Raw genomic sequence first — 13156 nt, 5'->3', positions numbered from 1 at the left:
AGCGAGCCGACATGAGAATCACCGCCAAGCGCATCGTTCCCGGACTGGCCGTGGGCGTCATCGCCGCCGCGATGGCCCTGGCGCCGGTCGCCGGCGCCGACACCAGCCCGCTGCTGCCCTTCGGAACCACCCCGCAGGTGAAGACGTCGCTGAACCTGCAGATTTCGAACCACGACGAGATCGACACCACCGACGGTTCGCTCGACCTGCCGTTCTGATGGGTACTCCACGACTCAACCGTCGCGACGCCCTCGTCGGACTCGCCGCCGCAGGCACCGTGCTGGCGGTCGGCGCGGGCGGCCTGGCGGAGGCGTCGGGCTGGTTCAACACGCGGCGGTTGACCTCGTCGCGATTCGCCGACCGGTTCGAACAGGTCTACGGGCGGCACAACGGTTTTCGGCGTAACCACGCCAAGGGGCTCGCCGCGACCGGCACCTTCACCAGCAGTGGGGCGGGTGCCGCGGTGTCGTCGGCGTCGGTCTTCGCCCCGGGAAACTTCCCCGTGACCGCGCGCTTCTCCCTCGGCGGAACCGTGCCCGACGCCGCCGACCAACCGGGAGCGGTGCGCGGCCTCGGGCTGATGTTCCAGCTGCCGAGCGGCGAGCAGTGGCGCACCGCGATGATCAACCTCCCGGTCTTCCCGGACAGCACGCCGCAGGGCTTCTTCGACCGCCTGCTGGCCGGCAAGCCCGACCCCGCCACCGGCCAGCCCGTCCCCAGCGTGATGAAGGCCTTCCTGGCGGAGCATCCCGAGACCGCCGCGGCGATGAAGATCATCAAGGCGTCTCCGCCCAGTTCTGGGCTCGCGGACAGCACCTTTCACGGACTCAACGCCTTCATCGCGACCAACAGTGCCGGGACGTCGGTGCCCATCCGGTGGTCCGCCGTGCCGATGGATGCGTCCGGGGTGCCCTCCCCCGGTGGACACGACTACCTGTTCGACGGCCTCGTCGATCGCATGCACCGCCGCCCGGTGAGCTGGCGCCTGGTGCTGACGGTGGCCGACCCTGGCGACCCCACGCACGACGCCACGCTTCCGTGGCCGCCTGGACGACGCACCGTCGACGCCGGGGTGATCACCGTCGACGCCGTCCTCACCGAGGCCGCAGGCAACGCCCGCGACGTCAACTTCGACCCCATGGTGCTGCCAGAAGGACTGAGCCCGTCGGACGACCCGCTGCCGCCGGCGCGGTCGGCCGTCTACGCCCGCTCGTTCGAACGGCGCACCCGAGAACCCAAGTCCCCCAGCGAAGTCGACGTCGAAAAGGTAAACAGTGACCACTGAGGCTCCCGCCGCCGCGCCACCGAAGTTCACGCTGACGTCCCGGCTGCTGCACTGGTCGATGGCCGCGATGGTGATCGGTCAGTTCTTCCTCGGCGCCACGATGGTCGCCGCGCTGGCCTACTACCCGCTGCTGCTCGCGATTCACCGGGTGCTCGGCATCCTCATCCTGGTCTTCGCGGTCGTGCGGTTGGTCAACCGGCTACGCCACCACCCGCCGGCGTTCCTGACGACGATGGGTCCGCTGGAACGGAAGGTGGCGACGTGGTCGGAACGCATGATGTACGCCCTGCTGGTGCTTCAACCGCTGGTTGGCTGGGCGCTGGTCTCGGCGTCGGACGCGCCCGTCACCCTGGTGGGCCCGCTGCACCTGCCCGGCATCGCGCCGCACGGCATCGCCGTCTACGCCGTGCTGCGTACCGCGCACACCGTGCTGGCGTACCTGCTGTTCGCGTCGTTCACCGCGCACATCTGTGCGGTCGCGTTCCACACCGTCGGCCTGCGCGACGGGTTGTTGCGGCGCATGACGATTCGCCCGTGGCGGTGACCGTCAGGCCGTGCCCAGTGCGCGGGGCATGAAGTCGCGGATGTAGCCGCTGATCTCCTCGCCGTGGGTCTCCAACGCGAAGTGGCCGGTGTCGAGGAGATGGAACTCGCCGTCGGGGAAGTCCCGGCGAAACGCCTCCGCCCCGGCAACACCGAAGATCTCGTCGTTCTTGCCCCACGTCACCAACAACGGCGGCTGATGGGTCCGGAAGTACTCCTGAAACCCTGGATACCCGTCCAAGTTGAACTGGTAATCCCAGAACAACTGCAACTGAATCGCGTCGTTGTCCTTGCGGTCCAGGCCGAACTGATCCAACAGCCACGCCTCCGGGGCGATGCGGTCCAGCCGGTCTTCGGGCACCCCGTGGGTGTACTGCCACTTCGTGGTCTCCAGGGTGAACTTCTCCCGGACCCCTTCCTCGTTGGCGGCGCGGTCCTTGGCGTGGGCGAACAGGATGTCCCAGAACGGGGTGAACCCCTCCAGGTACGCATTGCCGCTCTGGGAGATCAGCGCGGTGACCCGCTCGGGGCGGCGGCTGGCGATCCGCAACCCGATCGGGGCACCGTAGTCGTGGATGTAGAGCGCGAACCGCTCCAGCCCGAGGTGCTCGATCAGGCCTTCGGTGATCTCGGTCAAACGGTCGAAGCTGTAGGTGAACTGCGTGGTGGTGGGCATCGCCGAGCGGCCGAACCCGATGTGATCGGGGGCGACCAGGTGGTACTCGTCGGCCAACGAGTTGATCAGGTTGCGAAACATGTGCGAACTGGACGGAAAGCCATGCAGCAGAAGTAATGTCGGCTTCGCCGGATCGCCGGCCTCCCGGTAGAACACCTCCACCCCGTCAATCGTCACCGTCTGATACCGAGTGGCAAATTCGCTCATCGCACCAGCCAAGCATGTACGCCGCGCCTTTTGTGCGAGAACGTCAATTTGGCGACGTGGCCGTCACAACGCGGCGGTGGTCGGCTGCAGGACGGCGGTCGCGACGGCCTCGGAGCGGAGGTGTTCGAACTCCAGGTAGTCAGGATCGTTGACCATGTCGACGAAGTGCTGCCGGCTGGGATAACTCACCAGGGCGACCATGTCCCAGTCGCCGCCGTCCGCGGCCAGGGACGGATGCCCCACCCCCGCGTAGACGATGGTCACCCCGTAGCGCTCGTTCACCCCGGAGCTGCTGAACCGCTCGATGTACTGCATGTACTTCTCGTGCCCGCCCGGCGCGAACCGGATCAGGTTCAGCATGACGACGGGGCCGTTCGGGTCGGCGGCCAGGAATTCGTCGAGAGCGGATGCATCCAATACGGACATGCGGGAGTCCCTTCGTAGATACTTGCTATACATCACGCAACATACATGCGTCCTCCGACAACCGCGACACGCACAGGGGATGATGACCCGATGACCGAAGCGCGCTCCGTTCGGCGCACGCAAGCCGAACGACGCACGGAGACCATGCGCCGAGTCCTCGACGCCGCGACGTCCCTGGTAGCCACGCACGGATCACGGGCCGTGTCGTTGGCCGCCGTCGGCGAGGCCGCGGGCTACAGCCGAGGCATCGTCAACCACCACTTCGGCAGCAAGGCACGCCTCCTCGAGGAGCTCATCAAGCACACCCAGCAGTTCGACGTGCCGACCGACGCCCCCACCGGACTGGGCCGCCTCACTCAGTTCGTCGAGGCGTACCTGAACGGGATGCACCAGCGGCCGGCCCGCTCGGAGGCGTTCCTGAAGCTGTGGGCCGAATCTGCCGGTGCCGAACCGACACTCGCCCCGCTGTTCGCCGAACGCGACGCGTGGTTCCGGGACTTCCTGGCACAGCAGATCCGGGAGGGACTGGACGACGGGTCCATCGGTCCGCACGTCGACCCGCAGTTCGCCGCCGTGACTCTGATCGGGCAGTTGCGAGGCACGGCGATGATGCTGTTCTCCACCGCGCGCGACGTCCCCGTCGCCGAGTTCTCCGCCGACGTTGCCAAGAGCGTGGCCCGCAGCCTGGCGGCACCGCCAACGCAAAAACCGCCCTTACCTGCGTGAACAGGAGGGCGGTTCATGGCGGTGGCGGAGGGATTTGAACCCTCGGACGGGGGTTACCCGTCACACGCTTTCGAGGCGTGCTCCTTAGGCCGCTCGGACACGCCACCGTGGGGCAGCTTACCGGGAAGGCGGCGCGGCCCCTAATCGCCGCCGAGCGTGGGCCTCTTGGCGAATTTCGGGCCGACTTCCGCCATGGGACTCACACTCGGCGAGCAGCGCCGAAGCTCACCGCTGCCTGGCGAAGAACGCCGTCAGCGGCGCCGCGCACTCCTCGGCGAGCACGCCGCCCCGCACCTCGGGCCGGTGCGTCAACCGCCGGTCGCGGACCACGTCCCACAGGGAACCGACGGCACCCGTCTTCGGCTCCCACGCCCCGAACACCACCCGTGCGACGCGCGCCATCACCAGCGCACCAGCGCACATCGTGCACGGCTCGACCGTGACCGCGAGCGTCGCACCCTCCAACCGCCAGCCGTCACCGAGCGCTGAAGCCGCCGCACGCAGCGCCAGGATCTCGGCGTGCGCCGTGGGGTCACCCAGCGCTTCGCGGGCGTTCGCCGCTCGAGCCAGCTCGACTCCGTCGGGGCCGAACACCACCGCACCAATCGGAACGTCGCGGGGGCCGACGGCCGATGCGGCGTCGAGCGCCGCCCTGATCAGATCGGCATCGGTCAACGGTTCAGCGATCGAGTTTGTCCAGGAATGCCGACATTTCGTCGCCGAAGCCCATTTCCTGGGCGATCCGCGAGAGCTGTTCGTCGGCGTAGTCGTCGTCGGAGATGATGATGCTCAGCACGCCCTCGGACAAGCCGATGTCGGAGAGCACCCCGAGGTCACCCTCTTCGAAGGGATCCTCGTCCTCGAGATCGTCGGGGTCGGTCTCCGAATCGAGCTTCTCGAGCACCTGCCTGGCGATGTCGTAGTCCACCGCCGCGGTGGCGTCGGACAGGAACAACCGAGCACCACCCGGTGCGGGTCGCACGATGACGAAGAACTCGTCGTCCACGTCGAGCAGCCCGAAGACCGCCCCCGCGCATCGCAGTTCCCGCAGTTCGGTTTCGGCGTCGGTCAGGCTCGTCAGCGCACTGCTGCGCAACGCCGAACAACGCCACTTGCCGTCCTCGCGGACCACCGCGACGCCGAATCCGTCCGGGAGATCTGCGGCTTGGTTCTGCGCCTGCGCTCGCTGGACTCCCATGGAAGGCAACGCTAGTCCCAGCTCAGGCTTTTTGACCAGCCATCACGATCAATGTCAACCTTGCAAGGTGAGCAGACCTGCGGTGTGCGTGTTGGGCCTCGGACTGATCGGCGGATCGCTGATGCGGGCAGCCACCGCCGCCGGCCGCGAAGTGTTCGGATACAACCGCTCCGCCGACGGCGTTCGGGCCGCTCAAGCGGACGGTTTCGACGCCTCCACCAGTGTCGTCGAGACGCTGGAGCGGGCCGCGGCAGCCCACGCCCTCGTCGTCCTCGCCGTTCCGATGCCCGCCTTGCCCAGCATGCTCGACCACGTCCGCACGACGGCCCCCGACTGCCCACTCACCGACGTCACCAGCGTGAAAGTTCCCGTCCTGCAAGCAGTTCGAGAGCACGGACTAATCGACCGCTTCGTCGGCGGACACCCGATGACCGGCACCGCCCACTCCGGCTGGACGGCAGGCGACGTCGGCCTCTTCACGGGCGCACCGTGGGTCGTCACCGTCGACGACCACGTCGACCCACAGGTCTGGGCCGAGGTCATGCACCTGGCGCTGGACTGCGGAAGCGTCGTCGTCCCGGCCAAATCCGACCAGCACGACGCGGCGGCCGCGGCCATCTCACACCTGCCGCACCTGCTGGCCGAGGCGCTCGCCGCCACGGCAGCCGACGTCCCCCTGGCCTTCTCGCTGGCCGCGGGCTCGTTCCGGGACGGCACCAGGGTCGCCGCCACCGCCCCCGATCTGGTGCGCGCCATGTGCGAGGCGAACTCCGGTCCGCTGCTCTCGGCACTGGACCGCGCCGTCGACCTGTTGACCCGCGCCCGCGCCCAATTGGCCGAGCACGGCTCGGTCGCCGAACTGGTCGAGTCGGGGCACGCGGCAAGGACGCGATACGACGCCTTCGACCGCCCTCAGATCTCGGGGATCTCCGTCGGCGGGGACGGTTGGCGTGACGAACTCGCCGCCGCCGGTCGCGCCGGCGGCGTGATCAGATCCGCTCTGCCAGTCCTGGGTAGTCGCGGATGAATCCCTCGTCGTCCACGGTGATCGTGGTCTCGGCGACGGGTGACTTCAGCTTGATGCCGGCGTTCGGCCCTTCGCTCGCATAGTCGACGACCACCGTCTCCACGGTCAGTTCCGGGATGCGGACGTAGACCACCGGCAGGGAGAGGGACTCGGCCCGCTGGTGGATGCCGGTGCGGCGGATCGGCAGCGCGTTGAAGAACGGGCTGTAGACCACGTCGACGTCGAGGGCGCCGTCGTGCGGCTCACGCGTGGCTTGGTTCTGCTTGTCCTGCACCAGCCACATGTTCTCTTCGTCGCGGGCGATGTTCAGCTGACGCTCGCGCTCGGCCATCGTCACCGTCAGCGACAGTCGCTTGGTGGCGCCGCTGTCGTCGGTGACCAGGTCATAGGACGCGCTGAAGGCCGGGTGCACCTCCGTCGCGGCGGCCACGATGCGGCCGTATGCCTTGATGCGATTGCCCGACAGCTGCACCCGAACGGATTCCATTCGGGGCACGTCGTGGGCACGCCACGTCAGTACTGCCGGCCAATTGTCCTCTGACTCAGAGCGGACTACTTCACTCATGCCTACACCGTAGGCGACGGTCCCCGTGCTTCGTGGTTTCCTGACGAAAGCCCCCCAGATCGTGACGTCGACGCGCTTTCCAGCGCGACCTCGTCACCGAGGAACGGCTGCGGCATCTTCCGGAATCGGTCGGTTCCCGGCTCCGACAGCCAGACCGCGAACGCCAGCGCGGCGTCGAGGATCAGCGCCAGGGCGGTGACGACGAGAGCACCCACCAGGGCCAGGTAGAACTCGCGGACCTTGATGCCGTCGATCAGGTAGCGACCCAGCCCGCCGAGGCTGGCGTAGGCGGCGACGGTGGCGGTGGCGACGATCTGCAGCGTCGCGGTACGAACTCCGCCGAGAATCAAGGGCAAGGCGTTGGGCACCTCCACCCGAAGCAACACCCTCGACTCGGTCATCCCCATCGAGCGCGCGGCGTCCACCACCGCCCGGTCGACGTTGGCGATGCCCGAGTAGGTGCCGGCCAGCATCGGCGGGATGCCGAGCAGCATCAGTGCCACCGTCGGCGGGATGAGGCCGAGACCCCACAGCAGCACGCCCAGCAGCAGCACGCCGAGCGTCGGAAGGGCCCGAAGTGCGTTCACGCCACCCACGACGACGAAGGTGCCGCGGCCGGTGTGCCCGATGAGCATGCCGAGCGGGATCGCGATGAGCGCCGAGAAGAGCAGCGCCACCGCGGTGTACTGAAGATGTTCCAGGATGCGGACCGTCAGGCCCGCGGGTCCACCCCAGTTGGCGGCGGTGAAGATGAAGGACAGGGCCTGCTGGAGGAAGTTCATCGGGCGCCCGCCTTCGTCTTCTTGGCCGAACGCACCCACGGCGTCGCGAACTTTCCCGCGAACATGATGAGCGTGTCGACGACGATCGCCAGGACGAAGATCGCGATGATGCCGGCGATGATCTGGTCGCTCTTGTCAGCCTGATACCCCTCGGTGAACCACGTGCCGAGACCGCCGATGCCGATCACCGAGCCCACTGACACCATCGAGATGTTCGTGACGGCGACGACGCGCAGGCTGGCAACGAGGACCGGGATGGCAAGCGGCAGTTCCACTTTCAGAATGCGGGTGAGCGGTTTGTAGCCGACGGCCGTCGCGGCGTCCAGCACCGCGGGCGGGACGGCGTCGAGCGCCTCGGGGACGGCACGCACCAACAACGCCACCGTGTACAGCGTCAGGGCGACGATCACGTTGGCCTCGTCCAGGATCCGGGTCGGGATGACCAACGGGAGGACCACGAACAGCGCGAGCGACGGGATCGTGAAGATGATGCTGGCCACCACCGTCGTGAGCCGCCGAAGCAACCGCGTCCGCTGCACCAGCGCGCCCAACGGCACCGCGATGATCAATCCGAGCACCAATGGCAACAACGACAGCCACAGGTGGATCAGCGTCAGATCCCAGGCGTCGTCGAGGTGTGTGAAGAGATACCGCACTTAGCCGAATCCCTTCTTGCCCTTGATCGCCGCGATGACGTCGTCGGCCTTGACCCCGCCGATGACCTGCTGCCGGTCGTCGACCACGACTCCTAGGCCGGACGGGGACGACAGTGCGGCGTCGAGCGCCAGGCGCATCGTGCCGTCCGGGACGAGCAGTGACCCGCCGGCAATGGTGCTGTCGTACAACGACTTTCCTTGCCGGTGAAGCCCCACCCCGTTGACGTCGATCCAGGCATACGGCGAACCGTCGGCCCTGGTGACCAGCGCCCACTCGTCCGGACCGAGGTCGAGCGCGCCGACGCCGGATTCACTGACCGTTCTCAGATCGTGCAGCGGCAGTCCGGTTCCCGGCGTGAACTGCAACCCTCGGTAACCCCGGTCGGCGCCGATGAACCCGGCGACGAAGTCGTTGGCCGGGTTGGACAGCAGCCGTCGCGGCGCGTCGTACTGTTCGAGGACCCCGCCGCGGCCGAACACCGCGACCTTCTCGCCGAGCTTGAGCGCCTCGTCGATGTCGTGGGTCACGAAGACGATGGTCTTGCGCAATTCGCTTTGCAGGCGCAGGATTTCGACCTGCAACTCTTCTCGTACGACCGGGTCGACGGCGCTGAACGGCTCGTCCATCAGCAGGATTGGCGGGTCCGCCGCAAGGGCGCGGGCCACCCCGACGCGCTGCTGCTGACCACCTGACAGCTGCGCCGGATACCGATCGGCGAGTTTCGGGTCGAGTCCGACGCGCTCGAGAACTCCGAGGGCCGCCTTGCGCGCGGACCGCCGCGACTCCCCCATCAACACGGGCACGGTCGCGACGTTGTCGACCACCTTCAGATGTGGCATGAGACCGGCACTCTGGATGACGTAGCCGATGCCCAACCGCAGTTTCACCGCGTCGACCTTGGTGACGTCCTTGCCGTCGACGGTCAAGGTTCCCGACGTCGGATCGATCATCCGGTTGATCATGCGCATCGAGGTGGTCTTGCCACAGCCGGACGGTCCGACGAACACCGCGAGCGTGCCGTCGGGGACGTCGAGTGTCAGATCGTCGACGGCAACCGTGCCGTCCGGGTACCTCTTGGTGACGCCGTCAAAGGTGATCATTCGAGTCCTCGCTGTCTATCCGGTAACCGGCTTGTCGAACCCGTTGTCCTGTACCCACTTGCGCGCCGCTTCGTCCGGATCGATGCCGCCGTTGCCCGACGTTGCGGTGTTCATCTCGATGAGGGCCTTGGTCGTCAGCTTCGCCGACACGGCGTCCAACACCGACTTGAGCTGGTCGGACATCTTCTGCGACGCCACCAGCGGGACGACGTTGGCGGCCAGGAAGTTGTTCTTCTGATCCTCGAGGACCACCAGATTGTTCTGCGGGATCGCCTGCGACGTACTGAAGATGTCCGCCGCGGTCACGGTGCCGTCGACCAGCGCCCGCACCGTCGCAGGACCGCCGCCGTCGCTGATCGACACGAAGTTGGCGGGCGCGACGTCGAGCCCGTACTTGGCCTTGAGCCCCGGCAACCCCTCGGCGCGGGTCTGGAACTCCGACGGCCCACCGAATTTCACCTCCGCGGAGTGGGCGGCCAGATCGCCGATGGTCTTCAGATTCCACTTCTGCGCGGTGGCCGCGGTGACCGCGACGGTGTCCTGATCGTTGGCCGGCGACGGCGTCAGGATGGAGAGATCGCCAGGCAGAGCGCGGTACAGCGCCAGCTCGACCGACTGCGGATCGGTGGCCTTGGTGTTCTTGTCGAAGTACTGCAGCAGGTTGCCCGTGTACTCCGGAATCAGGTCGATCGAGTGGTCCTTGACCGCGGGCACATAGGTTTCGCGGCTGCCGATGCCGAACTGGCGCCGGATGTCGAAACCGTTGGCCTCCAACGATTGTGCGTAGATTTCGGCGATGATCTTGGACTCCGTGAAGTCGGCAGATCCCACCGCGATCGACTTCAGGTCACCCGATATCTCACCCCCGCCCAAGGGGTTCGAGCTACCGCACGCGGCGGTTACCAAAGCGAGCGTCGCCGCCAGGACGGCGAGAGTGCGTCTGCGCGTGGATCGTCGTACGGGGTTCACGTGAGAAGTCCTTTCGGCGTCACCTGCCTGGAGCGACCATAACGACCCGACGAGCATGTTGCTCGGGTTTGGCTCGGCACGAATCGCTGGTGACGATCTGGGGATTACCCAGTACCGCCGGTTTCCAACTCGCCGGAAAGGGGCAAAGATGGGGCCATGAGCATCGACCCGCAGTTTCAGCCCGCCGATTCGAGCCGCCCCGGCCCGCTGGATCCGGTCGAGCCCGAACCGGTCGACACCACGGCGCACCGGCCCGTGCCGGAGAACGCGGTCCACTTCACCAGGGCCGCCGCGCTGTGGTCGGCGCTGATCGTGGGCTTCCTCGTCCTGATCGTGCTGCTGATCTTCATCGCGCAGAACACCGATCCCGGGACGTTCCACTTCCTCGGATGGTCGTGGAGCCTGCCGTTGGGCGTCGCCCTGCTGGCCGCAGCCGTGCTCGGCGGCCTGGTGACGACCCTGGCCGGGATCGTCCGCATCGTGCAGCTACGACGTGCGGCGAAGAAGAACTACAAGGCCGCGCTCAGGTAGCGGCGAGCTCTGAGAGACCGGCCGCCACCAACGGTGCGACGGCCTCCCCCACCTTGTCCCCGTATTCGGTGCCGCCACCCATCCGATCGCGAAATTGAATGCCCGCGGCGATGATCGCCAGCTTGAAGTACGCCAGCGCCATGTAGAACTCCCAGTGGTCCAACGGCAGGCCGGCCGCGACCGAATACTTCTGCGCCAGTTGATCTGCCGAGGGAATCTGCGGTGACGACCACGCCGCGTTCGCGTGCACCATGTCGAACATCGGATGGCGGTACACGCACATCAGCGCGGCATCGCTGAGGGGATCGCCGAGCGTCGACATCTCCCAGTCGAGCACGGCGCGCACCTTCGTGGCGTCCTCGGCGTCGAGCATCGTGTTGTCGATGCGGTAGTCCCCGTGCACGATCGAGCTTCTGGTCTGCGGCGGCAGCGCCTCGCCGAGCGCGGCGTGCAGACGCTTCACGTCGGCGTCGCGCGGATCGTCGTCGACTCGCACCAGGTCCCACTGCCCACCCCAGCGCCGCACCTGGCGCTCCAGGTAGCCGGTGGGCTTTCCGAAGTCGCCGAGGCCGACGGCGTCCGGGTCGAGGGCGTGCAGATCGGCCAGCACCTTGATCAGCGCGTCGACGCAGGCGTCGATGGCACTCTGATCGCCGAGTGCGGTCAGCTCCTCGGAGTAGCGCACCACCCGTCCGGGAACGAAGTCGACCATCTGGAAGGGCGCCCCGAGCACCGAGTCGTCGTTGCGCATCGTGACGGCGTGGGCGACGGGCACCGCGGTGTTCTCCAGCGCGGCCACCACCTTGTATTCGCGCGCCATGTCGTGCGCCGACGGCGTCAGCCCGTGCAGCGGCGGGCGTCTCAGCACCCACTTGGCGGCGTCGTCGAACACCAGGAAGGTCAGGTTCGACCGGCCGCCGGCGATGAGCTCGCCGCGCAGCTCACCGTGGCGCGGGACGCCGATCTCGCGCAGGTGCACGTCGAGCGCGCCGAGGTCGAGGCCGTCCAGTGGGGAAGCATCCGTTGTCACCGGACTTGTCTACCATCCGACCGGTTGGGCGATGTGCGCGAGCACTCACCACCGAAGGTTTCGAGGCAGCAGGTCCCAGACGTGTTCGGTCCCGTTGATCGACGCGACGTTCAGGCCGGCGGTGCGTGACGACAGCAGTCGCGTCACGCCCGCGTAGTCCACCTGGACGCACAGCAGCCGCTCGGTCTTCATGACGGTGTGCACCATCGCGTTGACCACGCCGCCGTGGCTGAACACCGCCACCGTCTCGTCGTGCCCGGCGCCTGCGACGACGTCCTCGATCCCGGCTCTGACCCTGGCGATGAACGCATCTTGGTCGACGTCACCGGGCAACTGCCCGCTCATCAGGCGCTTGAGATCCTCCTCGGAGGCCTGCTCGATCGGCGTGTAGTGCGACAAGCCGTAGTCGTATTCGGCGAGGCGCTCGTCCACCTCGATCGGAAGACCCAACGCGTCGGCCACCGGTTGGCCGGTCTGCAGGGCGCGCCGCTGCGGGCTGCTCACCAGCCGGGTGATGGGGAACCGCTTAAGCGCGTCGGGCAGCCGCTTGGCCTGTTCGACGCCCTCCGGGGACAGGTCGGGGTCCGAACCCTGACCGGCTTCGCTGCGGAGGGGGAGCGCATGTCGGACCAGTAGCAGTTGCACCGTGACACCATATGGCTGCCGAACGGGGGGAGACGCGCCATGGGGTATGCCGACGAGTTGTTCGACCTGACCGACAAGGTGGTGCTCGTCACCGGAGGCAGCCGCGGACTAGGACGCGAGATGGCCTTCGGCGCAGCCCAATGCGGCGCCGACGTCGTCATCGCCAGCCGGAACCTCGAATCGTGCGTCGTGACGGCCGAGGAGATTTCGGCGTCGACCGGCCGGACCGCCTTCCCGTACCAGGTGCACGTCGGGCGGTGGGATCAGCTCGACGGACTGGTCGACGCCGTCTACGACCGATTCGGGAAGGTCGACGTCCTGGTCAACAACGCGGGCATGTCGCCGCTCTACGACTCGCTGACGTCGGTGAGCGAGAAGCTGTTCGACGCGGTGCTCAACCTGAACCTCAAGGGCCCGTTTCGACTCTCTGCGTTGATCGGCGAGCGGATGGTCGCCGCGGGCGGAGGCTCGATCGTCAACGTCAGCTCGGTGGCCTCCATCCGACCGACGCCCGACCTGATTCCCTACGCCGCGGCCAAGGCGGGCTTGAACGCCATGACCGAGGGGCTCGCGAAGGCCTTCGGTCCGACCGTGCGCGTCAACACGTTGATGGCGGGGCCGTTCCTCACCGACGTGAGCAAGGCCTGGGATCCCGACGCTCTGCGGCGCGCCGGTCAGCCAAGCGAGATCGTCGGCGCCGCTTTGTTTCTCGCCTCTGACGCGTCGAGCTTCACGACCGGGTCGATTCTGCGGGTCGACGGCGGCCTCGCCTGACCCACCCCGGCGCTT

At 67.4% G+C, this 13156-nt stretch carries 18 protein-coding genes and 1 tRNA gene; 7 read left to right on the top strand and 12 right to left on the bottom strand.

From position 1 onward, the window contains the following. The first annotated feature begins 11 nt into the window (after positions 1-11). Genes ASD37_RS15240 through ASD37_RS15230 form a run of 3 tightly spaced genes read left to right on the top strand, consistent with a single transcriptional unit; the run spans position 12 to position 1829 of the window. Complete coding sequence (locus tag ASD37_RS15240) at positions 12-218, top strand: hypothetical protein (protein WP_082570155.1); 207 nt, start codon at positions 12-14, stop codon at positions 216-218. After that, positions 218-1285, top strand: a complete 1068-nt coding sequence (locus tag ASD37_RS15235) for a catalase family peroxidase (RefSeq protein ID WP_082570154.1) — start codon at positions 218-220, stop codon at positions 1283-1285. The genes ASD37_RS15240 and ASD37_RS15235 overlap by 1 nt, the downstream gene beginning before the upstream one ends. Continuing rightward, positions 1275-1829 (top strand): cytochrome b, encoded by a 555-nt coding sequence (locus tag ASD37_RS15230; protein WP_082570153.1) that lies wholly within the window; start codon positions 1275-1277, stop codon positions 1827-1829. The genes ASD37_RS15235 and ASD37_RS15230 overlap by 11 nt, the downstream gene beginning before the upstream one ends. 3 nt (positions 1830-1832) lie before the next feature. On the opposite strand, the gene ASD37_RS15225 is transcribed toward ASD37_RS15230, so the two are convergent. Next, positions 1833-2711, bottom strand: a complete 879-nt coding sequence (locus ASD37_RS15225; protein WP_056553407.1) for an alpha/beta fold hydrolase — start codon at positions 2709-2711, stop codon at positions 1833-1835. A gap of 63 nt (positions 2712-2774) precedes the next feature. Beyond that, positions 2775-3137 (bottom strand): hypothetical protein, encoded by a 363-nt coding sequence (locus tag ASD37_RS15220; protein ID WP_056552286.1) that lies wholly within the window; start codon positions 3135-3137, stop codon positions 2775-2777. Between the two features lie 90 nt (positions 3138-3227). On the opposite strand from ASD37_RS15220, the gene ASD37_RS15215 reads away from it, so the two are divergent. Further along, positions 3228-3863 carry a TetR/AcrR family transcriptional regulator gene (locus ASD37_RS15215; protein ID WP_056552282.1) on the top strand — a complete coding sequence of 212 codons (636 nt, stop codon included), beginning with the start codon at positions 3228-3230 and terminating at the stop codon, positions 3861-3863. A gap of 16 nt (positions 3864-3879) precedes the next feature. Here the strand turns inward: ASD37_RS15215 and ASD37_RS15210 are convergent. From ASD37_RS15210 to ASD37_RS15200, 3 genes are all read right to left on the bottom strand, one after another. Then, positions 3880-3970: transfer RNA gene (locus tag ASD37_RS15210), tRNA-Ser, on the bottom strand. 118 nt (positions 3971-4088) lie between these two features. After that, positions 4089-4550 carry a nucleoside deaminase gene (locus ASD37_RS15205; RefSeq protein ID WP_370073059.1) on the bottom strand — a complete coding sequence of 154 codons (462 nt, stop codon included), beginning with the start codon at positions 4548-4550 and terminating at the stop codon, positions 4089-4091. Continuing rightward, a complete protein-coding gene (locus ASD37_RS15200) occupies positions 4543-5061 on the bottom strand; it encodes a tRNA adenosine deaminase-associated protein (protein WP_056552272.1) in 519 nt (172 codons plus the stop codon). Before ASD37_RS15200 ends, ASD37_RS15205 begins: the two co-directional genes overlap by 8 nt. Positions 5062-5143: 82 nt before the next feature. Between ASD37_RS15200 and ASD37_RS15195 the strand changes: the two genes are divergently transcribed. Then, positions 5144-6088: a prephenate dehydrogenase gene (locus ASD37_RS15195; RefSeq protein WP_056552270.1), complete on the top strand. Its 945-nt coding sequence runs from the start codon at positions 5144-5146 to the stop codon at positions 6086-6088. Here the strand turns inward: ASD37_RS15195 and ASD37_RS15190 are convergent. Genes ASD37_RS15190 through ASD37_RS15170 form a run of 5 tightly spaced genes read right to left on the bottom strand, consistent with a single transcriptional unit; the run spans position 6051 to position 10161 of the window. Continuing rightward, a complete protein-coding gene (locus ASD37_RS15190) occupies positions 6051-6653 on the bottom strand; it encodes a putative glycolipid-binding domain-containing protein (RefSeq protein WP_082570151.1) in 603 nt (200 codons plus the stop codon). The genes ASD37_RS15195 and ASD37_RS15190 overlap by 38 nt on opposite strands. A gap of 2 nt (positions 6654-6655) precedes the next feature. Beyond that, positions 6656-7435 carry an ABC transporter permease gene (locus ASD37_RS15185; protein WP_056552264.1) on the bottom strand — a complete coding sequence of 260 codons (780 nt, stop codon included), beginning with the start codon at positions 7433-7435 and terminating at the stop codon, positions 6656-6658. Then, a complete protein-coding gene (locus ASD37_RS15180) occupies positions 7432-8091 on the bottom strand; it encodes an ABC transporter permease (protein ID WP_056552261.1) in 660 nt (219 codons plus the stop codon). The genes ASD37_RS15185 and ASD37_RS15180 overlap by 4 nt, the downstream gene beginning before the upstream one ends. After that, positions 8092-9192, bottom strand: coding sequence for an ABC transporter ATP-binding protein (locus ASD37_RS15175; protein WP_056552256.1), 1101 nt, complete (start codon positions 9190-9192; stop codon positions 8092-8094). It lies immediately after the preceding gene. Between the two features lie 15 nt (positions 9193-9207). Continuing rightward, on the bottom strand, positions 9208-10161 hold the full coding sequence (locus tag ASD37_RS15170) for an ABC transporter substrate-binding protein (protein ID WP_056552253.1): 954 nt from the start codon (positions 10159-10161) through the stop codon (positions 9208-9210). Positions 10162-10317: 156 nt separating this feature from the next. Here ASD37_RS15170 and ASD37_RS15165 point away from each other — a divergent pair, with 156 nt between their 5' ends. Further along, a complete protein-coding gene (locus ASD37_RS15165) occupies positions 10318-10692 on the top strand; it encodes a lipopolysaccharide assembly LapA domain-containing protein (protein ID WP_056552249.1) in 375 nt (124 codons plus the stop codon). Here the strand turns inward: ASD37_RS15165 and ASD37_RS15160 are convergent. After that, the gene (locus ASD37_RS15160; RefSeq protein ID WP_056552246.1) at positions 10685-11722 is read right to left on the bottom strand and encodes a phosphotransferase family protein; all 1038 of its coding nucleotides are present in this window, start codon (positions 11720-11722) and stop codon (positions 10685-10687) included. The genes ASD37_RS15165 and ASD37_RS15160 overlap by 8 nt on opposite strands. Before the next feature lie 45 nt (positions 11723-11767). Beyond that, on the bottom strand, positions 11768-12367 hold the full coding sequence (locus ASD37_RS15155) for a histidine phosphatase family protein (RefSeq protein WP_056552244.1): 600 nt from the start codon (positions 12365-12367) through the stop codon (positions 11768-11770). Positions 12368-12406: 39 nt separating this feature from the next. Between ASD37_RS15155 and ASD37_RS15150 the strand changes: the two genes are divergently transcribed. Further along, positions 12407-13141, top strand: a complete 735-nt coding sequence (locus ASD37_RS15150) for an SDR family NAD(P)-dependent oxidoreductase (RefSeq protein WP_056552241.1) — start codon at positions 12407-12409, stop codon at positions 13139-13141. Positions 13142-13156: the final 15 nt, after the last annotated feature.

Source organism: Mycobacterium sp. Root135 (assembly GCF_001426545.1).
Taxonomy (GTDB): Bacteria; Actinomycetota; Actinomycetes; order Mycobacteriales; family Mycobacteriaceae; genus Mycobacterium.
Note: the sequence above shows the minus strand (reverse complement) of the source record. Positions and strands in the feature narration are given on the sequence as shown.

Bases quoted from the DNA above. Each gene is read 5' to 3' on its own strand.
- ASD37_RS15240 (WP_082570155.1), top strand. From the start codon at position 12: ATGAGAATCACCGCCAAGCGCATCGTTCCCGGACTGGCCGTGGGCGTC.
- ASD37_RS15235 (WP_082570154.1), top strand. From the start codon at position 218: ATGGGTACTCCACGACTCAACCGTCGCGACGCCCTCGTCGGACTCGCC.
- ASD37_RS15225 (WP_056553407.1), bottom strand. From the start codon at position 2,711: ATGAGCGAATTTGCCACTCGGTATCAGACGGTGACGATTGACGGGGTG.
- ASD37_RS15220 (WP_056552286.1), bottom strand. From the start codon at position 3,137: ATGTCCGTATTGGATGCATCCGCTCTCGACGAATTCCTGGCCGCCGAC.
- ASD37_RS15215 (WP_056552282.1), top strand. From the start codon at position 3,228: ATGACCGAAGCGCGCTCCGTTCGGCGCACGCAAGCCGAACGACGCACG.
- ASD37_RS15200 (WP_056552272.1), bottom strand. From the start codon at position 5,061: ATGGGAGTCCAGCGAGCGCAGGCGCAGAACCAAGCCGCAGATCTCCCG.
- ASD37_RS15190 (WP_082570151.1), bottom strand. From the start codon at position 6,653: ATGAGTGAAGTAGTCCGCTCTGAGTCAGAGGACAATTGGCCGGCAGTA.
- ASD37_RS15185 (WP_056552264.1), bottom strand. From the start codon at position 7,435: ATGAACTTCCTCCAGCAGGCCCTGTCCTTCATCTTCACCGCCGCCAAC.
- ASD37_RS15175 (WP_056552256.1), bottom strand. From the start codon at position 9,192: ATGATCACCTTTGACGGCGTCACCAAGAGGTACCCGGACGGCACGGTT.
- ASD37_RS15165 (WP_056552249.1), top strand. From the start codon at position 10,318: ATGAGCATCGACCCGCAGTTTCAGCCCGCCGATTCGAGCCGCCCCGGC.
- ASD37_RS15150 (WP_056552241.1), top strand. From the start codon at position 12,407: ATGGGGTATGCCGACGAGTTGTTCGACCTGACCGACAAGGTGGTGCTC.